Here is a 17,383-nt window from a genome sequence, read left to right as displayed (position 1 = left end):
GACTGGCTCAGCTCTGCCGTTCCGCCACGAAGCGGGCGGTTTCCGCCAGCACGGCGCCACGCGCACCGTACGGCAAAAGCAGCGTGCCGGCCTCGTCCACGAGGTCGCAAAGCGTGCGGCGCGCCCAGTCGAGGCCGTGAAGGCCCACCAGCGTCCCCTTGCCACGACCGGCATCCTTGCCCGTCGCCTTGCCCATCACGGCGGCATCGGCGGTGATGTCGAGCACATCGTCGGCCAGCTGGAAGGCAAGGCCGATCGTCTGGCCGAAACGCCGCATCACCTGGCGGTCCGCCTCCGATGCGCCGGCGATAATAGCCCCGGCCTCGCAGCCGAAGCGGATCAGCGCACCCGTCTTCATCGCCTGCAGCTGCCGGATACCCGCCTCGTCAGGCGCGTCGGTCTCCGCCGCCAGATCCAGCGCCTGCCCGCCCGCCATGCCGCCGATACCGGCTGCCCGGGAAAGCGCCCGCACCAGCGCGATCTGCCGCGCAGGATCCAGCTGCACTTCCGGATCGGAAAGGATGTCGAAGGCCAGCGTCAGCAGGCTGTCGCCGGCCAGAATGGCGGTCGCCTCGTCATAGGCGATATGCACGGTCGGCTGGCCGCGCCTCAGATCGTCGTCGTCCATGGACGGCAGATCGTCATGCACGAGCGAATAACAGTGCAGGCATTCGAGCGCCGCTGCCACCGTCAACGCCGCATCGCGGTTGCCATCGAAGAGTGCCGTGCTCTCCGTCACGAGAAAGGGCCGGAACCGCTTGCCGCCGTTCAGCACCGCATGGCGCATGGCGGCCACCAGGCGCTCCGGCCGGGCGATTTCGTCCGCCCCCGGCGTGGTGGTTAAAAGCACGGCCAGCCGCGCCTCCACGGCATCGGCCGTCAAGCGCATGCGATCGGAAACGGAAGGAGAAAGGGTGTTCATAGGCGTTTGTTTTGCATGACGGAAGGACCGGCGCAAGCACCGCCGCCGCCACGGCAGGCGGATTCACCACGTCTTGGATGAAGGCCCAAAACCGTTTTTGATTCGCCTGCGCTTCAGGTAAGAGTGCATGGCCCGCAGCACGGCATGTCCAGGACAGGATCGGACACGTGTCGGCGGGCCTTGCGAGGATCGAGAGGCGGCCACGGAGTGATGAACGGCACAGGCGGAGCAACCGGGTGGAGGTAACGCCGGATACACGCGAGGAGACGGTCGAGGTGACGAACAAGCCGGCCGTTGCGCAGTCGCCTGCGCCGGGACCGAAGCGATCCTGGCTGCACCGTGTCGTGGTGCTTGTCGCCGCGCTGCTGCTTGCGCCCTACCTCCTCATTCTCGTCTATGCCCTGCCCTTCATCCACCCGGTCTCGACGCTGATGGCGGCCGATCTCGCCCTCTTTCGCGGCTATGATCGCCAGTGGGTCGATTTCGACGACATCGCACCCGTTCTCGTGCAGTCGGTGATGATGTCCGAAGACGGGCAATACTGCTTCCACAACGGCGTCGACTGGGTTCAGATGCGCGGCGTCGTCGATGACGCGCTGGAAGGCGCACAGACCCGCGGTGCCAGCACCATCCCCATGCAGACCGCCAAGAACCTTTTTCTGTGGAACGGTCGCTCCTTCATCCGCAAGGGCCTGGAACTGCCGCTGGCGCTCGCCGCCGATTTCGTCTGGTCAAAACGCCGGCTGATGGAGATCTATCTCAACATCGCCGAATGGGGGCCGGGCATTTACGGCATCGAGGCTGCCGCGCGTTATCATTTCAACGTGCCCGCCGCAAAGCTCTCCCGCCGTCAGGCCGCGCTCCTGGCGGTATCCCTCCCCAATCCCATCGACCGCGTCGCCAGCAAGCCCGGCCGCGGCCTGCAGCGCCTTGCCCGCGTCATCGAACGCCGCGCCGCAGGGTCAGGCGATTATGTCAGATGTCTTTATGACTGATATCAAAGCTTTTTGTTGGTCGTGACGCGCTGAACTGCCTATTGTAAGGCCTCTCGATCGCGAAAGGCCCGCAATGTCCGACCTCACCCTTTATATCGGCAACAAGAACTACTCCTCCTGGTCTTTCCGGCCATGGTTTGCCCTGACAGCCGCCGGCATCCCTTTCAAGGAGGTTCTGATCCCCTTCGATTTCCCGGCCGGCAATCCGGAATTCTTCAAGCTCTCGCCGGTCGGGCGCGTGCCCGTCCTGCATCATGGCGAGACGCGGGTGTGGGAATCGCTGGCGATCATCGAATATGTCTCCGACCTCTTTCCCGAGGCCGGCATCTGGCCGCAGGATCGCGCCGACCGCGCCATGGCCCGCTCCATTTCAATGGAAATGCTGTCCGGCTTTAGGGCCCTGCGCAACGCCTGCCCGATGAACATCCGCCGCCCGCACGCGCCGATCGCCCTGCCGGAAGGCGTCATGGCGGATGTGGCGCGCATCGAGGCCATCTGGCGCGATTGCCTTGCCCGCTCCGGCGGCCCCTTCCTCTTCGGCAAGGTCTCGGCCGCCGATGCCATGTTCGCCCCGGTGGTCAACCGCTTTGCAATTTACGCGTTGACGGAGGATGCCCGCAGCCGCGCCTACATGGACGCGATGAACGCCCATCCGGCATGGAAGGCCTGGCAGGCGGCTGCGCTGGCCGAGACCTGGATCGTGCCGGAAGACGAAGCCTGACGGCAGGCGGGGAGCCCGGAGTCGAAAAAGTGCGGGCAAGGACTGGTCAAGCCGGGTTTTGCCATGTATAAGCCCGCCAAATTTCCGAGATAGATGCATGTCTTTTTCGGCCATTGGGTTGGCTGATGAGCATGTTTTGCCCGCAAGTGGAGTGAAGAAATGGCTGTACCGAAAAGAAAAACGAGCCCGTCCAAGCGCGGCATGCGCCGTTCGGCTGATGCGCTGAAGGCTCCGACCTACATCGAAGACAAGAACTCCGGCGAACTGCGCCGTCCGCACCACATCGACCTGAAGACCGGCATGTACCGCGGTCGTCAGGTTCTGACCCCGAAGGAAAGCGCATAAGCGCTTGCCGGGAAGCGCTTCGACGCTTTGAAGGTTATCGCGCATTTGAAAGGGTCGGCTTGCCGGCCCTTTTTCTTTGGGCGCATAGCCCGGCAACGGCCTGCCCTCCTGCGCCCGCCTTGCCCCCCCACGCCTTGCCCCCCGCCTTGCCATCGTCACAGGCAACGGCTTGAATGCAGCCTCACAGGAGACCCGACCCGATGATTTCCGCCATCCCGCTGATGCTCGTGCCGTTCGCGCTTTATAATCTCGCCATGATCGGCCTCTTCGGCGCAGCGCCCGGTATTTTCGATGCGGAGATGCTCGCCTTCACCATGGTTTCCGGCGCCCGTTGGGGCCTCACCTTCGGTGACCTGCTGATCGTCGCGGCACTCGCCCTGCTCTTCGTAGAAATCCTCAAGGCCACGCGCATCAGTTCGAAGGCAATTGTCGACCACATGCTCTCGCTCGTGGTCTTCCTGGCCTTTCTCGTCGAGTTCCTGCTGGTGGCGCCGGCTGCAAGCCGCGTCTTCTTCATTCTGATGACGATCAGCTTCATCGACGTCATCGCAGGCTTTGCCGTTTCCATGCGCACGGCGAGCCGCGACGTGTCCATCGGACTTTGAGATCGTCGAATTTTAAACAGCAGGCAGGCCCGGACGGCCCGCCTGATCATCAGCTAAGCGTGTCGAGCTTGGTCTGGAGCGCACGCAGCTGCTCTTTCAATTCGTCGAGGTCCTTCGCATCGGCCTTGCGAGTCTCTTTCGCCGCCTGTGGTGCGGCCATGAAGGGCGAGAACATCTGCATCGCCTGATGGAACATCTCGGTGTTGCGCCGCACCTGCTCCTCGACCAGTTGCAGCGGCACCTGCAGGTTCTTGCCGAGCGGCGTATCACCAAAGGCCTTGTTGATCTGCTCGCGCATTTGCGACTGCTGTTCGGCAAACGCCTGCATGGAATGTTCGAGATAGCTCGGCACCACCATCTGCATCTGGTCGCCGTAATAGGAGATCAGCTGACGCAGGAAGGAAATCGGCAGAAGCGTATTTCCGGTCTTGGATTCCTGTTCGAAAATGATCTGGGTGAGAACGGAGTGGGTGATGTCGTCGCCGGACTTCGCGTCCTGCACAACGAAATCCTCGCCCTTCTTGACCATCACGGCGAGGTCGTCGAGCGTCACGTAGGTGCTCGTTCCCGTGTTGTAGAGGCGCCGGTTCGCATATTTCTTGATGACGATCTGCCCGTCGTGTTTCGGCATCGGGGCCTCCTCTTCCCAGTATCCGTTCTTCTTGTGATTTCAATCGTAGCCGCAAAACAACGATGCTGACAATCTCTTTGTGCGATGCGGCGAAGCGCGGCACGGACCTTTCTTGACGCAACTCAAAATCGACTGTCAGGCGGTTTGACTTGAGCCCCCAGCTTTGCCACTCTCCCGCCAGAAGTCGTCACAGACCCCCCGCGAGGAAACCCCATGAGCACACCCGCCATCGTCATTGCCAGCGCCGCGCGCACCGCCGTCGGCTCCTTCAACGGCGCCTTCGCCAATACGCCCGCCCATGAACTTGGCGCGGCCGTCATCAAGGCCGTGCTCGAGCGCGCAGGGGTAGAGGCTGCCGATGTGGACGAGGTGATCCTCGGCCAGGTGCTGCAGGCCGGCGAAGGGCAGAACCCGGCCCGCCAGGCCGCCATCAAGGCCGGCATTCCCAACACCCGGACCGCTTGGGGCATGAACCAGCTCTGCGGCTCGGGCCTGCGCGCCGTTGCGCTTGGCATGCAGCAGATCGTCTCCGGCGACGCCGACATCATCGTGGCCGGCGGCATGGAATCCATGTCGCTCGCCCCCCATTGCGGCCATCTGCGCGCCGGTACCAAGATGGGCGATTTCAAACTGATCGACACCATGATCAAGGACGGCCTGACGGACGCCTTCTACGGCTACCACATGGGCATCACCGCCGAAAACGTTGCCCGCCAGTGGCAGCTTTCGCGTGACGATCAGGATGCCTTCGCGCTCGCCTCCCAGAACAAGGCGGAAGCGGCCCAGAAGGCCGGCAAGTTCGCCGACGAAATCGTGCCCTTCACGATCAAGACCCGCAAGGGCGACACCGTCGTCGATCAGGACGAATATATCCGCCACGGCGCAACGCTCGATTCCATGACAAAGCTGCGCCCGGCCTTCGACAAGGAAGGCTCCGTGACCGCCGGCAACGCCTCCGGCCTCAATGACGGCGCAGCGGCGACCCTTCTGATGACCGAGGCCGAAGCTGGCCGCCGTGGCATCCAGCCGCTCGCCCGCATCGTTTCCTGGGCAACCGCCGGCGTCGATCCGCAAATCATGGGCACGGGCCCGATCCCGGCCTCCCGCAAAGCGCTGGAAAAGGCCGGCTGGGCGATCGGCGACCTCGACCTCGTCGAAGCCAACGAGGCCTTCGCCGCCCAGGCCTGCGCCGTCAACAAGGACCTCGGCTGGGATCCGGCGATCGTCAACGTCAATGGCGGCGCCATCGCCATCGGCCATCCGATCGGCGCCTCCGGTGCGCGCGTGCTCAACACGCTGCTGTTCGAGATGAAGCGCCGCGGCGCGAAGAAGGGCCTCGCCACGCTCTGCATCGGCGGCGGCATGGGCGTTGCCATGTGCGTCGAAAGCCTCTGATCCTTCCAACCGGACAGCGATCGCAACGAATTGGGCCGGCACCCGCAAGCCGGCTCAAGGCCCGCAATGATCGGGCATCTTGATGGGGAACGCCACCGCGGTGGCCAAAAAGCAGCTGGAGGATACGCATGAGCAGGGTAGCGCTTGTCACAGGGGGATCGCGCGGCATTGGCGCGGCCATTTCCATCGCTCTGAAGAATGCCGGCTACATGGTTGCCGCCAACTACGCCGGCAATGACGAAGCGGCCAACGCCTTCAGTGCCGAGACGGGCATTCCCGTCTACAAGTGGGATGTGTCGAGCTATGAGTCCTGCGCCGCCGGGATCGCCAAGGTCGAAGCCGATCTCGGCCCGATCGAGATTCTCGTGAACAATGCCGGCATCACCCGCGACGGCATGTTCCACAAGATGACGCCGGACCAGTGGAATGCCGTCATCGGCACGAACCTCAACGGCCTCTTCAACATGACGCATCCGATCTGGTCGGGCATGCGCGACCGCAGCTTCGGCCGCGTCATCAACATCTCCTCCATCAACGGCCAGAAGGGCCAGATGGGCCAGGCGAACTACTCCGCCGCCAAGGCCGGCGACCTCGGCTTCACCAAGGCGCTCGCCCAGGAGGGCGCCGCCAAGGGCATCACGGTCAACGCCATCTGCCCCGGCTATATCGGCACGGAAATGGTTCGCGCCATTCCGGAAAAGGTTTTGAACGAACGCATCATCCCGCAGATCCCGGTCGGTCGCCTCGGCGAACCCGAGGAGATCGCACGCATCGTCGTGTTCCTCGCCTCCGACGATGCCGGCTTCATCACCGGCTCGACGATCTCGGCCAATGGCGGCCAGTTCTTCGTCTGATCCTCAACTGAAACGAATGACACTTTGACGGGGGCGGCCGCCAAGGCTGCCCCCGTTAACGTTTGCATCGACCGAGGCGGCATCAACCAGCGCGAGTCCGTTCCGCTTAGCGTGAGCACTCGGTGAATCACACAAGATGTAGCGGTGAACAAACCGGGAAAAGGCCTGAGTCAGTGATTCGTCGCTGATTCGTTCCGTCACTGTTCCAAGTCTTAACCCAGCACAGGACATCCGGATGAATTAACGATTTCGAAACCATTTCAGACAGTTGCGTGACAGTTTCGTGATGGCGGCGCACGCGCTCGACTGTTAACTTTTGGCACGCAAAGCAACGTCCGGCGGGGTCAGGCGATTCACCATCTGGTCCGATCTCGCACCGCAACATCCATATCTAGCGGTGAACGAAGAAAGAACATGCACGAGTCAGTGATTCGTCGCTGATTCGTTCCACCACTGTTCCGAGTCTTAACGCGCCGCCATGAAAACCGCCGCCAAAGACAGAAAGCGTCATCGCGCTCTTGCCATAAGCCGCCACGATGGGCATGTCTTGCCCACCCCGTTGCCGGCGCCGAGAGGTGAAGGCGGCGGTCTGATCCAGAAAGGCATGGCGTTTCGGTGTCCATCCAACCGATGATCCTCAGCGGCCGCGGCGTCACCGCGGTGCTTGGTCCGACCAATACGGGCAAGACGCACTACGCCATCGAGCGCATGGTGGCGCATCAGTCTGGCGTGATCGGCCTGCCGCTGCGTCTCCTCGCCCGCGAGGTCTACACCCGGCTTGTCGAAAAGGTGGGCGAGCACAATGTCGCGCTGATCACCGGCGAGGAGAAGATCACGCCGCACATGGCGCGCTTTTCCGTCTGCACGGTCGAGGCCATGCCGCGCGAGACGACCGCCGAATTCGTGGCGATCGACGAAATCCAACTCGCCAGCGACCTCGAACGCGGCCACATCTTCACCGACCGCCTGCTGCACTTACGTGGCCGCCACGAGACGCTGCTGCTCGGCGCGGCCACTATGCGCGGCCTTCTGGAGCGGCTGCTGCCGGGCATTACCGTCGTGGAGCGCCCGCGCCTCTCGCAGCTTCTCTATGCCGGTTCGAAGAAGATCACCCGCCTGCCGGCACGCTCCGCCATCGTCGCCTTCTCGGCCGACGAGGTCTATGCGATCGCCGAACTCGTGCGCCGCCAGCGCGGCGGTGCGGCCGTGGTGCTGGGGGCGCTGAGCCCCCGAACCCGCAATGCCCAGGTCGCGCTCTACCAGGAAGGCGATGTCGAGTATCTCGTCGCCACCGACGCGATCGGCATGGGCCTCAACCTCGATGTCGATCATGTCGCCTTTGCCCAGGATCGCAAGTTCGACGGCTACCAGTTCCGCAATCTGAACCCGTCGGAGCTGGCCCAGATTGCCGGCCGCGCTGGCCGCCACCTGCGTGACGGAACCTTCGGCGTCACGAGCCGCGTCGAGCCCTTCGACAATGAACTGGTCGAGCGAATCGAGACGCACCAGTTCGACCCGGTGCGGGTTTTGCAGTGGCGCACAAAGAATTTCGATTTTTCGTCCCTGCCGGCCCTGCGCAAGAGCCTTGAACAGGCGCCCGCCGTGCAGGGCCTCACCCGCGCCCTGCCGGCCATCGACCAGCAGGCGCTGGAGCACCTGTCCCGCTATCCGGAAGTGCAGGGCTTGGCTACAACGCCGGCCCGTGTCGAGACGCTGTGGGAAGCCTGCGCCCTGCCCGACTACCGCCGCATCACGCCCGCTCAGCACGCCGACCTCATTTCGACGCTTTATTCGGATCTGGTGCGCAAGGGTGTCGTGAATGAGAATTTCATGGCCGAACAGGTGCACCGCGCCGATCGGACGGATGGCGAGATCGACACGCTGTCGGCGCGCATTGCGCAAATCAGGACTTGGACCTATGTGTCGAACCGCCCCGGTTGGCTGGCTGATCCGACACACTGGCGGGAAAAGACGCGCGAAATCGAGGACCGTTTGTCCGACGCGCTACATGAACGGTTGACGAAACGCTTTGTTGATCGCAGGACATCTGTGCTCATGAAGCGGCTGAGAGAGAATGCGATGCTGGAAGCGGAAATCAGTGTGAATGGCGACGTCTTTGTTGCCGGCCATCATGTCGGACAGTTGACCGGGTTCCGGTTCACGCTGGCATCAGGTGCGGAGGGACCGGACGCACGCGCGGTTCAGGGTGCGGCCCACAAGGCGCTGGCGCTCGAATTCGAGGCGCGGGCTGCGCGCATGCACGCCGCCGCCAACGGCGACCTCGCATTGTCGTCCGATGGCGCGGTCCGTTGGCTGGGCGATCCCGTCGCCAAGCTCGCGGCCGGGGACCACATCATGCATCCCCGCGTGATCCTCCTGGCGGACGAACAGTTGCAGGGCGCGGCGCGCGATCATGTGGCCGCCCGCATCGAGCGCTTCGTGAACCATCACATCGCGACCGTGCTGAAGCCGCTGGACGACCTCCAGCGCGCCGAAGATCTGCAGGGCATGGCCAAGGGCCTCGCCTTCCAGCTCGTCGAGAACCTTGGCGTTCTCTTCCGGCGCGATGTTGCCGATGACGTCAAGGCGCTCGACCAGGAGGCGCGCGCCTCCATGCGTCGCCACGGCATCCGCTTCGGCGCCTATCATGTCTTCATGCCCGCCCTTCTGAAGCCGGCACCGGCCGAGCTGATCACGCTGCTCTGGGCGCTGAAGAATGACGGTCTCGACAAGCCCGGCTATGGCGACCTCATCCCGGTTCTGGCCGCCGGCCGCACTTCGGTCGTCACCGATCCGAGCTTCGAGCGCACCTTCTACAAGCTCGCCGGCTTCCGCTTCCTCGGCAAGCGCGCCGTGCGCGTCGATATTCTGGAGCGGCTGGCCGACCTCATCCGTCCCCTGCTGCAGTGGCAGCCTGGCGCGACGCCGCGTCCCGACGGCGCCTATGATGGCCGCCGCTTCGTGACGACGACGGCCATGCTCTCCATCCTCGGCGCCACGGCCGACGATATGGAAGAAATCCTCAAGGGCCTCGGCTACCGCGCCGAAAGCGTGACTGCCGAACAAGCCGCCGCGCATCTCGCCAGCCAGGACGCCAAGTCGGCCCCGGCCACCGCGGCCGTCGAGCCGGCCGCCGACGCCGCACCGGCTGATAATGCCGACGCTGAAGCGAGCGAAACCGCAACGGAAACGCCGGCGCAGACGGATGCTGCCGAAACCCCTGCAGCGACGATCGAATCCGCCGCCGCACCGGCAGAAGCTCCGGCCGCCGCCGAGGCAGCAGCTCCTGCCGAAACCGCGGCGGACGCCGGAACTGAAGAACCCGCAGAGCCGAAGCCGGTGCTGCTGTGGCGTCCGGGTGGCCGCAACGACACGCAGCGCAATGCCCGCCCGCAGGGCGAGCGTCGTCCGGGCGGACGCAATCAGGCGGATGGCGAACAGCGCGGCCGCGGCCGTGGCGATCGCACCCAGGGTGGCAATGAGCGTGGCTCCGAGCGCACGGGCGAGCGCGGCGAAGGCCGTGGCCAGTCCCGCGGTGAAGGTCGGCAGGGCGAAAACCGTCACGGAAAGGGCGGCGATCGCAACCGCCACCCGGGCGGCAATGGCGGCCGTCCCGACCGCGACGATCGCCGCGGCGGCGAGCGCAAGGACCGGCCGGACAACCGGCCGAACCGCAACCAGCCCCAGACCTTCGAGGCCAAGCCGCCGCGCAAGGAAAAGCCCGTCGATCCCGATTCGCCCTTCGCCAAGCTCGCGGCGCTCAAGGAGCAGATGAAGAAGTAAGGCATGGCGCCAGCAAGCGGGCATACGGGTGAAGCACGGCAGCGACTGGACAAGTGGCTGTTCTTCACGCGGCTGGTCAAATCCCGCTCGCTGGCCCAGAAGCTGATCGAGGATGGCCGCGTACGCGTCAACGGCACGCGCACGACGCAGTCCTCGGCTCAGCTGCGCATCGGCGACACGCTGGTGCTCGATCTCGACCACCACGACACGACCGTGAAAGTGCTCGGCCCCGGTGAGCGGCGCGGCCCCTATCCAGAGGCGAGGCTTCTCTACGAGGACCTGACACCCACACCCACCGAGGGGGATCAGCCCCTCGCCTTTGCTGCCCGCGAACCCGGCGCTGGACGGCCGACCAAGCGTGAACGGCGGGCCATCGACCGTCTCCTGCGCGACGACGACTGACAAGCGGCGGCAAATCGAGCCGACAGGCATCCGCCGCGCCGAAAAAGAGAAAATTCGTCTCTTTCCGGGGCCTTTTGGCGAAGGCTTTTAGCCTTGCAAAGGCGTGGCAAAATCTTTAGGTGAACGGCTGCCGGTGGCCGGGCGCACCTGCTTTGCGGGCCCTGAACGATCCGGCGGTCCAAGGCGGGCGGCCTTCACTCTTCCTTGCTGCCTGCGACCAAATGTGAGACCTGGCTGGAGCTGCGCATGACCTACGTCGTGACCGACAACTGCATTCGCTGCAAATATACCGATTGCGTCGAGGTCTGCCCTGTCGACTGTTTCTACGAAGGCGAGAACTTCCTCGTCATCCACCCCGACGAATGCATCGACTGCGGCGTCTGCGAACCCGAATGCCCGGCCGGCGCCATCAAGCCGGATACTGAGTCCGGCCTCGACAAATGGCTGAAAATCAACGCCGAATATGCGGTGAAATGGCCGAACATCACGGTCAAGCGCGACGCGCTGCCGGAAGCCAAGGAAATGGACGGCGTCGAAGACAAGTTCGAAAAGTTCTTCTCGCCGGAGCCCGGCGAGGGCAACTGACGATAGCGCTGGCGGTGTGCGCCAAGGCACGAGGTTGCGACAAAGTGGTACGGGCGGTTCGCGAAGCAGCGGCGCCCAGGACCCCCGATCTTTGGCTGCCTGTCAAAGCAAATTATTGATTTCGACAGTTTTTTGTGATAGGGTCTGAAAACTGATCCAACTCGGGGCGTTCTTGCGCGCCCGAAACCATCACGAAAGCAAACGATCCCCTCGACGACCGACATTTTAACTCGCAACGTTCCGTTGCCGTTTGTGGACGTGTCGTCTTTGCGTTTGTCATTGTGGGCGGACCAGCAGGTGTCATCCGGCGTTCACCGCCGATCCCGGGCCTTGTTGACCCGGCCCCGGCCCCAAACCGGGAGCGTAACAGGGAGTTTTTAAAACGAATGACGACCCAGCAGAAGAAATCTTCGAACCGCCACGGCTTCAAGACCGGTGAATCCATCGTCTATCCCGCCCATGGCGTGGGCCAAATCGTCGCAATCGAAGAGCAGGAAGTCGCCGGCATGAAGCTCGAGCTTTTTGTCATCGACTTCGAAAAGGACAAGATGCGTCTCAAGGTTCCGGTCGCAAAGGCCGTGAGCATTGGCATGCGCAAGCTGTCGGAAACCGATTTCGTCGAGCGTGCACTCAAGGTCGTCCAAGGCAAGGCCCGCGTCAAGCGCACCATGTGGTCGCGCCGTGCGCAGGAATATGATGCGAAGATCAATTCCGGCGACCTGATCGCGATCGCGGAAGTCGTTCGCGACCTCTACCGCGCCGAAAACCAGCCAGAACAGTCCTATTCCGAGCGTCAGCTTTATGAAGCCGCCCTCGACCGCATGGCTCGCGAAATCGCAGCCGTCAACAAGATGTCGGAAACCGAAGCGGTTCGCCTCGTCGAGACTCACCTCAACAAGGGTCCGAAGCGTGGCAAGGCCGTCGATGAAGACGATAGCCAGGACGAAGCGGCCTGATTTTCGCTCTCTCCTGACGACGAAAGCCCGGGCCTTGCCCGGGTTTTTTTGTGCCTTATGAAGGGTACGGACTGGTCTTGAGGGCCATGGAGCGGCACTGCCCGGCGAATGCGAGAGGCCGTCTGGAAAATATTCTTTCTTTAACAAAGACTTATTGGAAGTGTCTTCCGAACGCGTTCAGCGCCGCGCACCTAACGCGGACTACAGAAAAGAAAAGGCGCGTTTCGCGCTGAAATTTTCAAGGGGCGCCGGAACTTTTTTCAGGACGCGGCGTTTTACACACGCCGACGGACATGGCTCCGCCCGGCAGCAGCCGGTCCATGAAGCCTCCCAATCGTGCCCCGCCTGTTTTCTCGTTGTGAGCGGAGAGATAGAACCACCCGGAATCCTGTCAAGCCGGAAGCGCCTGTTTCCGTCGATACCGATCCTGGTGATCCTCTCTTTCTGCTGGTTGCCGGTCGAACTCGTGACGCGCAGGGCGCGATCTGACGGAGCTTTCCCATGAAGAACCAGAGTGCAGAAAGACGCCTCATCAAGATCGCCATGGCCGCCCCCTATCTGGAGCGCCAGGAGGAGCAGGATCTCGCCATCGCCTGGCGCGAGAATGACGACCAGGAGGCGCGCAACCGCATTGCCATGGCGCACATGCGCCTCGTCGTCTCCATGGCCACCAAGTTTCGCCATTTCGGCCTTCCCATGGGCGATCTCGTACAGGAAGGCTACGTCGGCCTCCTTGAAGCCGCTGCCCGCTTCGAGCCCGGTCGCGACGTCCGCTTCTCCACCTATGCCACCTGGTGGATTCGCGCCTCCATGCAGGATTACGTCCTGCGCAACTGGTCGATCGTCCGCGGCGGTACGAGTTCTGCCCAGAAGGCGCTGTTCTTCAACCTGCGCCGCCTGCGCGCGCGGCTCGCCCAGGGCGATCAGCAACTGACCGCCCAGGCCATGCATGAACAGATCGCCACAGCGCTCGGGGTGAGTGTGCGCGACGTTCAGACCATGGATGCGCGCCTTTCCGGGAGCGACACCTCACTCCAAGCTCCCGTCTCCTCCGGCGAGCCCGATGGTGCCGAACGGATGGATTTCCTTGCCAGCGACGAACCGCTTCCCGATGAGCAGGTCGGCGATATTATCGATGGTGAGCGTCGTCGTGAATGGTTGAAGGATGCCCTGACCTCCCTCAACGACCGCGAGATGAAGATCATCAAGGCCCGCCGCCTGTCCGAAATGGGCGCGACGCTGGAAGAACTTGGTGCGGACCTCGGCATTTCCAAGGAGCGCGTCCGCCAGATTGAAACGCGCGCCCTCGAGAAACTTCGCAGCGCCCTTGTCGCCCGGGCCCCGGTGCTGGCCACCGGCATGGCGTGAGCGGCATCGAAGTTCAGACAATGGCAACGAAGAACGGCGCGGGTTTCCGCGCCGTTCTTCGTTTCAGCAAGCGATGGGCCCCGCGTCACCCTTTCGTGAAAATGTACGCTGTCTCCTGAAGCAGCGTCTCGCCGGGACGCAGGATGGCGTTCGGAAAGCCTGCGTGGTTGATCGCATCCGGCCAGACCTGGGTCTCGAGGCAGAAGCCGGCAAAGGGACCGTAGACGCGGCCATCCAGCCCTGGCACTTGCATCGCCGGTATCATCACGCCCGTATAGAGTTGCACCCCGGGCTCCGTGGTCCGTACCTCCAGCGAAACGCCCGAATGCGGGCTCGTCACCCGCGCCGCGCTACGCATCTCGCCCCTTTCGGGTGACAGGCAGAAATTATGATCGTACGCGATCTTTTCGCCGTGCCGCTGCACCTGCAAGGCGGTGGGCTGGCGCAGGTCGAAAACGGTTCCATCGACCGGCCGAACCTCTCCGGTCGGGATGAGCCGATCATCCACCGGCAGATAATGATCGGCCGCTATGGAGATGACGTGGTCGAAGGCATCCGGCCGGCCATCCAGATTGAAATAGCTGTGCTGGCAGATATTGCAGAGCGTGGCGGCATCGCTCGTCGATTGGTAGACCACACCCAACGTCCCGCCTTCTGAGAGGCTGTAGCGCGCCGTGACGCGGCAATTGCCTGGATAGCCGGCGCGCCCATCCGGGTCCGTGATCCCCAGCACGACGAAATCGGCTCCGAGGTCGACGATCTCCCAGTTGCGAACGGCCAGACCATCGCTGCCGCCATGCAGATGGGTCACGCCTTTCTCGTTCCGCTCCAGATGAAAGGCGCTCCCGTCAATGCTGAAGACGCCATCCGCGATGCGGTTGGAGCATCGCCCCGGTGTCGCGCCGAAAAAGGGAGAATGGTCGAGATAGGACTGAAGCGTCTCGAAACCCAGGACAAGTGCCGGCTGATGTCCGTCCAGCCGGAGATCGTGAATGACGGCGCCATAGGTCAGAATGTTCGCCGTCAGCCCGCCGCCGACAAGCGTGACCCGTTCCACCACTTCACCCGTCGGCAACACGCCGAAATGCTCGCGCATCATCCCCATCCTCCCATCGGCCTGCTCCTCGCGGCAGGCGCGGCGAACCTGCGGCAAATTCCGCATCACCGCAACCGATAAATCATACAATTGAGCCGTCAACGCAGCAGCGCGCGCATGGCATCCGTCAGGCCCGACAGCGTCAACGGAAACATCCGCCCGCCCATCAGCCGCTGCACAAGGCCGATCGAGGCCGTATAGCCCCAGTAGTCCGGTCTAACGGGGTTCAGCCAGACATGGCCGGGAAACTGCGTGGCCAGCCGCTCCAGCCAGAGCGCGCCCGGCTCGCTGTTCCAGTGCTCGACCGAGCCGCCGGAATGCGTGAGCTCATAGGGGCTCATGGCGGCATCGCCCACGAAGCACAGCTTATAGCCGGACCCATAGGTGCGCAGCACCTCCTCTGTCGCGATCCGGTCCACATGTCGTCGGCTGTTCGTCTTCCACACACCCTCATAGACGCAGTTGTGGAAGTAGAAGTGTTCGAGATGCCGGAATTCGGAGCGCGCGGCGGAAAACAACATCTCCACATCCCGCACGTGCCCGTCCATGGAGCCGCCGACATCGAGAAACATCAGCATGCGCACGGCATTGCGCCGTTCCGGCCGCGTCACGACATCGATATAGCCCTGCTCGGCGGTTGCGCGGATCGTGGCGGGCAGATCCAGTTCGTCCGCCGCCCCCTCGCGCACGAAACGGCGCAGGCGCCGCAGCGCCACCTTGATGTTGCGCGTGCCGAATTCGACGTCGTCGTCATAGTCGCGAAAGTCGCGCCGGTCCCAGACTTTGACCGCTCGCCGATGCCGGGACTCCGCCTGCCCGATCCGAACGCCCTCGGGATTGTAGCCATAGGCGCCGAAGGGAGAGGTGCCGGCGGTGCCGATCCACTTCGAGCCGCCCTGATGCCGCTCCTTCTGCTCGGCTAGCCGTTGGCGCAGGGTCTCCATCAGTGCGTCGAAACCGCCAAGGCTCTCGATCAGCGCTTTCTCCTCCTCGGTGAGGTGCCGCTCCGCCAGCTTGCGCAGCCATTCCTCCGGAAGCGGCCGCGGCCCCTCCCCCTCCACACCGGAGACGAGATCCAGCCCCTTGAAGCATTGGGCAAAGACACGGTCAAAGCGATCGATGTGCCGCTCGTCCTTGATGAGCGCCGCCCGCGCCAGGAAATAGAAGGACTCGACGTCGAAATCGACAAGCCCGGCCTCCATGCCCTCCAGAAGCACGAGAAGCTCGCGCAGCGTCACCGGTACGCGCTCCGCCCTCAGCATCAGGAAGAAGGGGATCAGCATCACTCAAAGGGCCTTGCTGTAGACGATGAACGGCGTCTTGGCGGCGATCCGGTCATAGAGCTGCCGGGCCGTATGATTGAACTCCTGCGTCAGCCAGTAGACCTTGGCGGCGCCTTGCGCCTCAGCCGCCGCATAGACGGCCTCGATCAGCGCGCGTCCGATGCCGCGTCCCCGGACGGTCGGATCGGCGAAAAGGTCCTGAAGATAGCAGGAATCGCCGACAGCCCAGCAGGTCCGATGAAAGACGTAGTGGGTGAGACCAACCGGCTGCCCATCGACAAGGGCAAGAAAGCCGCGAAACTCCCCCTGCGCGCCGCTCGTCAGGCGCGCGAAAGTGGAGGCGTACACCGTCTCCGGCAGCACGGTTTCATAGAACATCAGATAGGCTGTCCACAGGCGGCGCCAGTCGGCCTCGTCTGCCGCTTCGATGGGGCGAATAACGAGACCGGACATGGCTCTTCTCCTGCGTTCGATCACCCCTTGCCGATCGCGTTCAGATCATAGGGCGTCGTCTGGTAAATCTCGTTGATCCAGTTGCCGAACAGGAGATGCGCATGGCTGCGCCAGCGGTTCTGGGGCGGGATCGACGGGTCGTTGTGGGGAAAATAGTTCTTCGGTAGCCGGATGGGAACACCTGCATTCGCATCGCGGAAATACTCATCGGCCAGCGAGGTGGAATCGTATTCAACATGGTTGAAGACATAGAGCCGCTTGCCGCCCTTCTCTTCCACGAAACACACACCCGTCTCGTCCGATTCCATGAGGATATCGAGGTCAGGTACGCGCGCGATATCCTCGGCCCGCACCTCCGTCCAGCGCGACACGGGAATCTGGAAGTCATCCGAGAACCCGTTGAGGAAGACCGAGGACGGCTTGCGATTGTGGTGGCGGAACACCCCGAAGGCCTTCTCCTTCAGCGTATATTTCGGCACCTTGTGGAAGTGGTAGATGGCGGCCATCGCGCCCCAGCAGATGTTGAGCGTCGAATGGACGTTGGTTTCCGTCCAGTCGAGAATCTGCTTCATCTCGTCCCAGTAGGTCACGTCCTCGTAGTCCAGCGTTTCCACCGGTGCGCCGGTGATGATGAAGCCGTCGAACTTGCGGTGCCGGATCTCTTCCCAAGTATTGTAGAAGGAGAGGAGATGTTCTTCGGAGGTGTTCTTTGCCCGGTGGCCACCAACGCGCACCAGCGAAAACTCCACCTGCAGCGGCGAGGCGCCGACAAGGCGCGCCATCTGGATCTCGGTCTTGATCTTGTTCGGCATGAGATTGAGCAGGCCGATCTGCAGCGGACGGATATCCTGACGGATGGCCACGGTTTCCGTCATCACCCGCACGCCCTCGGAAACGAGGGTCTGGAACGCGGGCAGTGCATCGGGAATCTTGATCGGCATGGGGCTCACTTCGACACTGGAAAGCCGGCTGCATCAAATCGCCAACGG

Annotated in this window: 18 protein-coding genes; 11 read left to right on the top strand and 7 right to left on the bottom strand. The window is 63.2% G+C overall.

Annotation, left to right across the window (positions count from 1 at the left end):
• Nucleotides 1–7 precede the first annotated feature (7 nt).
• Nucleotides 8–922 (bottom strand): polyprenyl synthetase family protein, encoded by a 915-nt coding sequence (locus tag F3H41_RS19700; RefSeq protein WP_149740398.1) that lies wholly within the window; start codon nt 920–922, stop codon nt 8–10.
• A 332-nt stretch (nt 923–1,254) separates the two neighbouring features.
• Here F3H41_RS19700 and mtgA point away from each other — a divergent pair, with 332 nt between their 5' ends.
• From mtgA to F3H41_RS19680, 4 genes are all read left to right on the top strand, one after another.
• The gene (mtgA, locus tag F3H41_RS19695) at nt 1,255–1,917 is read left to right on the top strand and encodes a monofunctional biosynthetic peptidoglycan transglycosylase (protein WP_244616288.1); all 663 of its coding nucleotides are present in this window, start codon (nt 1,255–1,257) and stop codon (nt 1,915–1,917) included.
• Between the two features lie 73 nt (nt 1,918–1,990).
• The gene (locus tag F3H41_RS19690) at nt 1,991–2,638 is read left to right on the top strand and encodes a glutathione S-transferase family protein (protein ID WP_149740396.1); all 648 of its coding nucleotides are present in this window, start codon (nt 1,991–1,993) and stop codon (nt 2,636–2,638) included.
• 159 nt (nt 2,639–2,797) lie between these two features.
• Nucleotides 2,798–2,983, top strand: a complete 186-nt coding sequence (rpmF, locus tag F3H41_RS19685) for a 50S ribosomal protein L32 (protein ID WP_012067326.1) — start codon at nt 2,798–2,800, stop codon at nt 2,981–2,983.
• Nucleotides 2,984–3,183: 200 nt separating this feature from the next.
• A complete protein-coding gene (locus F3H41_RS19680) occupies nt 3,184–3,588 on the top strand; it encodes a hypothetical protein (protein WP_149740395.1) in 405 nt (134 codons plus the stop codon).
• Nucleotides 3,589–3,637: 49 nt separating this feature from the next.
• Here the strand turns inward: F3H41_RS19680 and phaR are convergent, their stop codons facing one another.
• The gene (gene phaR, locus F3H41_RS19675; protein WP_149740394.1) at nt 3,638–4,219 is read right to left on the bottom strand and encodes a polyhydroxyalkanoate synthesis repressor PhaR; all 582 of its coding nucleotides are present in this window, start codon (nt 4,217–4,219) and stop codon (nt 3,638–3,640) included.
• A 213-nt stretch (nt 4,220–4,432) separates the two neighbouring features.
• Between phaR and F3H41_RS19670 the strand changes: the two genes are divergently transcribed.
• Both F3H41_RS19670 and F3H41_RS19665 read left to right on the top strand, forming a co-directional pair.
• On the top strand, nt 4,433–5,614 hold the full coding sequence (locus F3H41_RS19670; protein ID WP_149740393.1) for an acetyl-CoA C-acetyltransferase: 1,182 nt from the start codon (nt 4,433–4,435) through the stop codon (nt 5,612–5,614).
• A gap of 128 nt (nt 5,615–5,742) precedes the next feature.
• Nucleotides 5,743–6,468 (top strand): beta-ketoacyl-ACP reductase, encoded by a 726-nt coding sequence (locus F3H41_RS19665; protein ID WP_149740392.1) that lies wholly within the window; start codon nt 5,743–5,745, stop codon nt 6,466–6,468.
• A gap of 391 nt (nt 6,469–6,859) precedes the next feature.
• Here the strand turns inward: F3H41_RS19665 and F3H41_RS21375 are convergent, their stop codons facing one another.
• On the bottom strand, nt 6,860–7,012 hold the full coding sequence (locus tag F3H41_RS21375) for a hypothetical protein (RefSeq protein ID WP_188129549.1): 153 nt from the start codon (nt 7,010–7,012) through the stop codon (nt 6,860–6,862).
• Between the two features lie 86 nt (nt 7,013–7,098).
• Between F3H41_RS21375 and F3H41_RS19660 the strand changes: the two genes are divergently transcribed.
• From F3H41_RS19660 to F3H41_RS19640, 5 genes are all read left to right on the top strand, one after another.
• Nucleotides 7,099–10,251: a helicase-related protein gene (locus F3H41_RS19660; protein WP_149740425.1), complete on the top strand. Its 3,153-nt coding sequence runs from the start codon at nt 7,099–7,101 to the stop codon at nt 10,249–10,251.
• 3 nt (nt 10,252–10,254) lie between these two features.
• Nucleotides 10,255–10,653, top strand: a complete 399-nt coding sequence (locus F3H41_RS19655; RefSeq protein WP_149740391.1) for an RNA-binding S4 domain-containing protein — start codon at nt 10,255–10,257, stop codon at nt 10,651–10,653.
• Between the two features lie 246 nt (nt 10,654–10,899).
• Nucleotides 10,900–11,238 (top strand): ferredoxin FdxA, encoded by a 339-nt coding sequence (gene fdxA, locus F3H41_RS19650; protein WP_149740390.1) that lies wholly within the window; start codon nt 10,900–10,902, stop codon nt 11,236–11,238.
• 386 nt (nt 11,239–11,624) lie between these two features.
• Nucleotides 11,625–12,194, top strand: coding sequence for a CarD family transcriptional regulator (locus F3H41_RS19645; protein WP_149740389.1), 570 nt, complete (start codon nt 11,625–11,627; stop codon nt 12,192–12,194).
• A gap of 501 nt (nt 12,195–12,695) precedes the next feature.
• Nucleotides 12,696–13,562: an RNA polymerase factor sigma-32 gene (locus F3H41_RS19640; RefSeq protein ID WP_149740388.1), complete on the top strand. Its 867-nt coding sequence runs from the start codon at nt 12,696–12,698 to the stop codon at nt 13,560–13,562.
• Between the two features lie 85 nt (nt 13,563–13,647).
• On the opposite strand, the gene F3H41_RS19635 is transcribed toward F3H41_RS19640, so the two are convergent.
• The 4 genes from F3H41_RS19635 to metA form a co-directional block, all read right to left on the bottom strand.
• Complete coding sequence (locus F3H41_RS19635; protein ID WP_149740424.1) at nt 13,648–14,667, bottom strand: aldose epimerase family protein; 1,020 nt, start codon at nt 14,665–14,667, stop codon at nt 13,648–13,650.
• Nucleotides 14,668–14,756: 89 nt separating this feature from the next.
• Nucleotides 14,757–15,941: a VWA domain-containing protein gene (locus F3H41_RS19630; RefSeq protein WP_149740387.1), complete on the bottom strand. Its 1,185-nt coding sequence runs from the start codon at nt 15,939–15,941 to the stop codon at nt 14,757–14,759.
• A 3-nt stretch (nt 15,942–15,944) separates the two neighbouring features.
• Complete coding sequence (locus F3H41_RS19625; protein ID WP_149740386.1) at nt 15,945–16,394, bottom strand: GNAT family N-acetyltransferase; 450 nt, start codon at nt 16,392–16,394, stop codon at nt 15,945–15,947.
• 20 nt (nt 16,395–16,414) lie between these two features.
• Nucleotides 16,415–17,335 carry a homoserine O-succinyltransferase gene (gene metA, locus F3H41_RS19620; protein ID WP_149740385.1) on the bottom strand — a complete coding sequence of 307 codons (921 nt, stop codon included), beginning with the start codon at nt 17,333–17,335 and terminating at the stop codon, nt 16,415–16,417.
• Nucleotides 17,336–17,383 lie beyond the last annotated feature (48 nt).

The sequence above is a fragment of the Rhizobium sp. RU20A genome (genome assembly GCF_900155885.1).
In the GTDB taxonomy this organism is placed as follows: Bacteria; Pseudomonadota; Alphaproteobacteria; order Rhizobiales; family Rhizobiaceae; genus RU20A.
Note: the sequence above shows the minus strand (reverse complement) of the source record. Positions and strands in the feature narration are given on the sequence as shown.

What these genes read in the sequence shown, in the direction of transcription:
- F3H41_RS19680 (WP_149740395.1), top strand. Translation starts at nt 3,184, where the DNA reads ATGATTTCCGCCATCCCGCTGATGCTCGTGCCGTTCGCGCTTTATAAT.
- F3H41_RS19690 (WP_149740396.1), top strand. Translation starts at nt 1,991, where the DNA reads ATGTCCGACCTCACCCTTTATATCGGCAACAAGAACTACTCCTCCTGG.
- F3H41_RS21375 (WP_188129549.1), bottom strand. Translation starts at nt 7,012, where the DNA reads ATGCCCATCGTGGCGGCTTATGGCAAGAGCGCGATGACGCTTTCTGTC.
- rpmF (WP_012067326.1), top strand. Translation starts at nt 2,798, where the DNA reads ATGGCTGTACCGAAAAGAAAAACGAGCCCGTCCAAGCGCGGCATGCGC.
- F3H41_RS19665 (WP_149740392.1), top strand. Translation starts at nt 5,743, where the DNA reads ATGAGCAGGGTAGCGCTTGTCACAGGGGGATCGCGCGGCATTGGCGCG.
- F3H41_RS19635 (WP_149740424.1), bottom strand. Translation starts at nt 14,667, where the DNA reads ATGGGGATGATGCGCGAGCATTTCGGCGTGTTGCCGACGGGTGAAGTG.
- F3H41_RS19645 (WP_149740389.1), top strand. Translation starts at nt 11,625, where the DNA reads ATGACGACCCAGCAGAAGAAATCTTCGAACCGCCACGGCTTCAAGACC.
- F3H41_RS19625 (WP_149740386.1), bottom strand. Translation starts at nt 16,394, where the DNA reads ATGTCCGGTCTCGTTATTCGCCCCATCGAAGCGGCAGACGAGGCCGAC.
- F3H41_RS19700 (WP_149740398.1), bottom strand. Translation starts at nt 922, where the DNA reads ATGAACACCCTTTCTCCTTCCGTTTCCGATCGCATGCGCTTGACGGCC.
- phaR (WP_149740394.1), bottom strand. Translation starts at nt 4,219, where the DNA reads ATGCCGAAACACGACGGGCAGATCGTCATCAAGAAATATGCGAACCGG.
- fdxA (WP_149740390.1), top strand. Translation starts at nt 10,900, where the DNA reads ATGACCTACGTCGTGACCGACAACTGCATTCGCTGCAAATATACCGAT.
- F3H41_RS19660 (WP_149740425.1), top strand. Translation starts at nt 7,099, where the DNA reads ATGATCCTCAGCGGCCGCGGCGTCACCGCGGTGCTTGGTCCGACCAAT.
- F3H41_RS19655 (WP_149740391.1), top strand. Translation starts at nt 10,255, where the DNA reads ATGGCGCCAGCAAGCGGGCATACGGGTGAAGCACGGCAGCGACTGGAC.
- F3H41_RS19640 (WP_149740388.1), top strand. Translation starts at nt 12,696, where the DNA reads ATGAAGAACCAGAGTGCAGAAAGACGCCTCATCAAGATCGCCATGGCC.
- F3H41_RS19670 (WP_149740393.1), top strand. Translation starts at nt 4,433, where the DNA reads ATGAGCACACCCGCCATCGTCATTGCCAGCGCCGCGCGCACCGCCGTC.
- metA (WP_149740385.1), bottom strand. Translation starts at nt 17,335, where the DNA reads ATGCCGATCAAGATTCCCGATGCACTGCCCGCGTTCCAGACCCTCGTT.
- F3H41_RS19630 (WP_149740387.1), bottom strand. Translation starts at nt 15,941, where the DNA reads ATGCTGATCCCCTTCTTCCTGATGCTGAGGGCGGAGCGCGTACCGGTG.